This window comes from Mesorhizobium sp. M7A.F.Ca.ET.027.02.1.1, assembly GCF_004022985.1.
Taxonomy (GTDB): Bacteria; Pseudomonadota; Alphaproteobacteria; order Rhizobiales; family Rhizobiaceae; genus Mesorhizobium.
Genome location: NZ_RZOL01000618.1, coordinates 1 through 2,348 on the forward strand (window position 1 = coordinate 1; position 2,348 = coordinate 2,348).

The 2,348-nt window shown below is 63.8% G+C and carries 2 protein-coding genes and 2 pseudogenes; 3 read left to right on the plus strand and 1 reads right to left on the minus strand.

Features of this window, described 5'->3' with window-relative positions:
* The 3 genes and pseudogenes from EN749_RS34220 to EN749_RS34230 form a co-directional block, all read left to right on the plus strand.
* Positions 1-493 (plus strand): aldehyde dehydrogenase family protein (locus tag EN749_RS34220; RefSeq protein WP_128364835.1); only part of this gene is annotated, 493 nt, incomplete at its 5' end.
* Positions 494-507: 14 nt separating this feature from the next.
* Positions 508-1,488, plus strand: a complete 981-nt coding sequence (gene hpaD, locus EN749_RS34225; protein ID WP_128287744.1) for a 3,4-dihydroxyphenylacetate 2,3-dioxygenase — start codon at positions 508-510, stop codon at positions 1,486-1,488.
* Positions 1,489-1,555: 67 nt separating this feature from the next.
* A pseudogene (locus tag EN749_RS34230) lies at positions 1,556-2,259 on the plus strand (fumarylacetoacetate hydrolase family protein); the annotation flags it as partial.
* Here the strand turns inward: EN749_RS34230 and EN749_RS39190 are convergent.
* Positions 2,256-2,348, minus strand: a pseudogene (locus tag EN749_RS39190) (2-oxo-hepta-3-ene-1,7-dioic acid hydratase); the annotation flags it as partial. The pseudogenes EN749_RS34230 and EN749_RS39190 overlap by 4 nt on opposite strands.

The window sequence follows — 2,348 nt, forward strand, 5'->3', positions numbered from 1 at the left end:
CATCCATCCGGTGCATGAAAAGAAGGTGCTGTCCTATATCGAGATCGGCAGGTCGGAGGGGGCCACGCTCGCCGTCGGCGGCGGCAAGGTCGATGGGCCGGGCGGCGGCTGTTATGTCGGCCCGACACTGTTCACCAACGTCACCAACGGCATGCGCATTGCGCAGGAGGAGATTTTCGGGCCGGTGCTGAGCGCCATTCCCTTCAACGACGAGGCCGAGGCGCTTGCGCTGGCCAACGACACGCAATACGGCCTGACCGGCTATCTCTGGACCTCGGACGTCACCCGCGCCTTCCGCTTCACCGATGCGCTGGACGCCGGCATGATCTGGGTCAACTCGGAGAATGTGCGCCATTTGCCGACACCGTTCGGCGGCGTCAAGAATTCCGGCATCGGCCGCGACGGCGGGGACCATTCCTTCGACTTCTACATGGAGACGAAGAACGTAGCCTTTGCGACGACGGCGCACGCGATCCAGAAACTCGGCGGCTGACCGGAGGAAATCAGATGCCCTTGCCCAAGCCCAATCTCTACCCCGCCTTCAACATCGTGCGCCTCAGCCATGTCGAGCTGGCCGTCACCGACCTCGCCAAATCCCGCGCCTTCTATGTCGATACGCTCGGCCTGCAGGTCACCGACGAGACATCGGACACCATCTATCTCAGGGCGCTGGAGGAGCGTGGGCACCATTGCATCGTGCTGAAGAAGGCGGCCACGGCAGAAGCGCGCGACCTTGGCTTCAAGGTCTTCTCGGATGAAGACCTCGACAAGGCAGTGCATTTCTTCAAGGACAAGGGCCTGCCGGTGGAATGGGTCGAGCGGCCTTACCAGTCGCGCACCTTCCGCACCCGCGATCCGCACGGCATTCCGCTTGAATTCTACGCGGAGATGGAGCGGCTGCCGCCGATCCACCAGAAGTATGCGCTCTACAAGGGCGTCAAGCCGCTGCGCATCGACCACTTCAACTGCTTCTCGCCCAATGTCGACGAGTCCGTCGCCTTCTACAACGAGCTCGGCTTCCGGGTGACCGAGTATACCGAGGACGCCAGCAGCGGAAAGCTGTGGGCGGCGTGGACGCACCGCAAGGGCGGCGTGCACGACATCGCCTTCACCAACGGCATCGGGCCGCGCCTGCACCATGTCGCCTTCTGGGTGCCGACGCCGCTCAACATCATCGACCTGCTCGATCTGATGGCAACGACGGGCTATCTGCCGAACATCGAACGCGGCCCCGGCCGGCACGGCATTTCCAACGCATTCTTCCTCTATGTCAGAGACCCGGACAATCACCGCATCGAGATCTACTGTTCGGATTACCAGACGGTCGATCCGGACCTCGAGCCGATCAAATGGGACCTCAAGGACCCGCAGCGCCAGACGCTGTGGGGCGCGCCGGCGCCGAAAAGCTGGTTCGAGGAGGGCAGTGCGTTTGCCGGAGCGAAGGCACGCCAGCCGGATTTGACGGCGTCGCCGATCATAGCGCCGTAGTGGGATTCTAATCAATGTCAGCGTTCCGTCACGCCCCCTCGCCCACCACCATCGCCGGAGCCGCAGCATGAACCCCGCACGGCTCACCACCTTCACCGTCGGCGGCAAGGCGCGCTATGGCGCGATCACGAGCAAGGGCGTTATCGACCTGTCGGCTCGTTACGGCCAGTGGCCGACGCTGCGTGAAGTGATCGAGGCCGGCGCCTTGGGCGGCTGGCGGAAGCGGCCGAGGCCTTCGCCCCAGATTTCCCGCTCGACGCCATCGCCTATGAAATCCCGATCCCGTCACCGGAAAAGATCATCTGCGTCGGCGTCAACTATCCGGACCGCAACGAGGAGTACAAGGACGGCCAGGCAGCGCCCTCCAACCCGTCACTGTTCATCCGCTTCCCCCGATCTTTCGTCGGCCATGGCGCGCCGCTGGTGCGGCCGCCGGAATCACCGCAGCTCGACTATGAGGGCGAGATCGTCATCGTCATCGGCAAGGCCGGCCGGCGCATTGCCGAGGCCGACGCGCTCGGCCATATCGCGGCGCTCTCGCTGTGCAATGAAGGCACCATCCGCGACTGGGTGCGGCATGCCAAGTTCAACGTCACGCAAGGCAAGAATTTCGACCGCAGCGGCTCGATCGGCCCATGGCTGGTGCCGTTCAGCGAAGAGGCGCAGATCGCCGATATCGCGCTGACCACCCGCGTCAATGGCGAGTTGCGCCAGCAGGACCGCACCAGCCGGATGATTTTTTCCTTCCGCAAGATCATCAACTACATCTCGGCCTCGACGCGCGGCTGGATGAAGCGGCCGGCCGGCACCGTCGCGCCGTCATGGAAGAACATGTCGTCGAACAGCACGCCCGAATCCGG

Coding starts and splice junctions, on each gene's coding strand:
- hpaD (WP_128287744.1), top strand. CDS start 508: ATGCCCTTGCCCAAGCCCAATCTCTACCCCGCCTTCAACATCGTGCGC.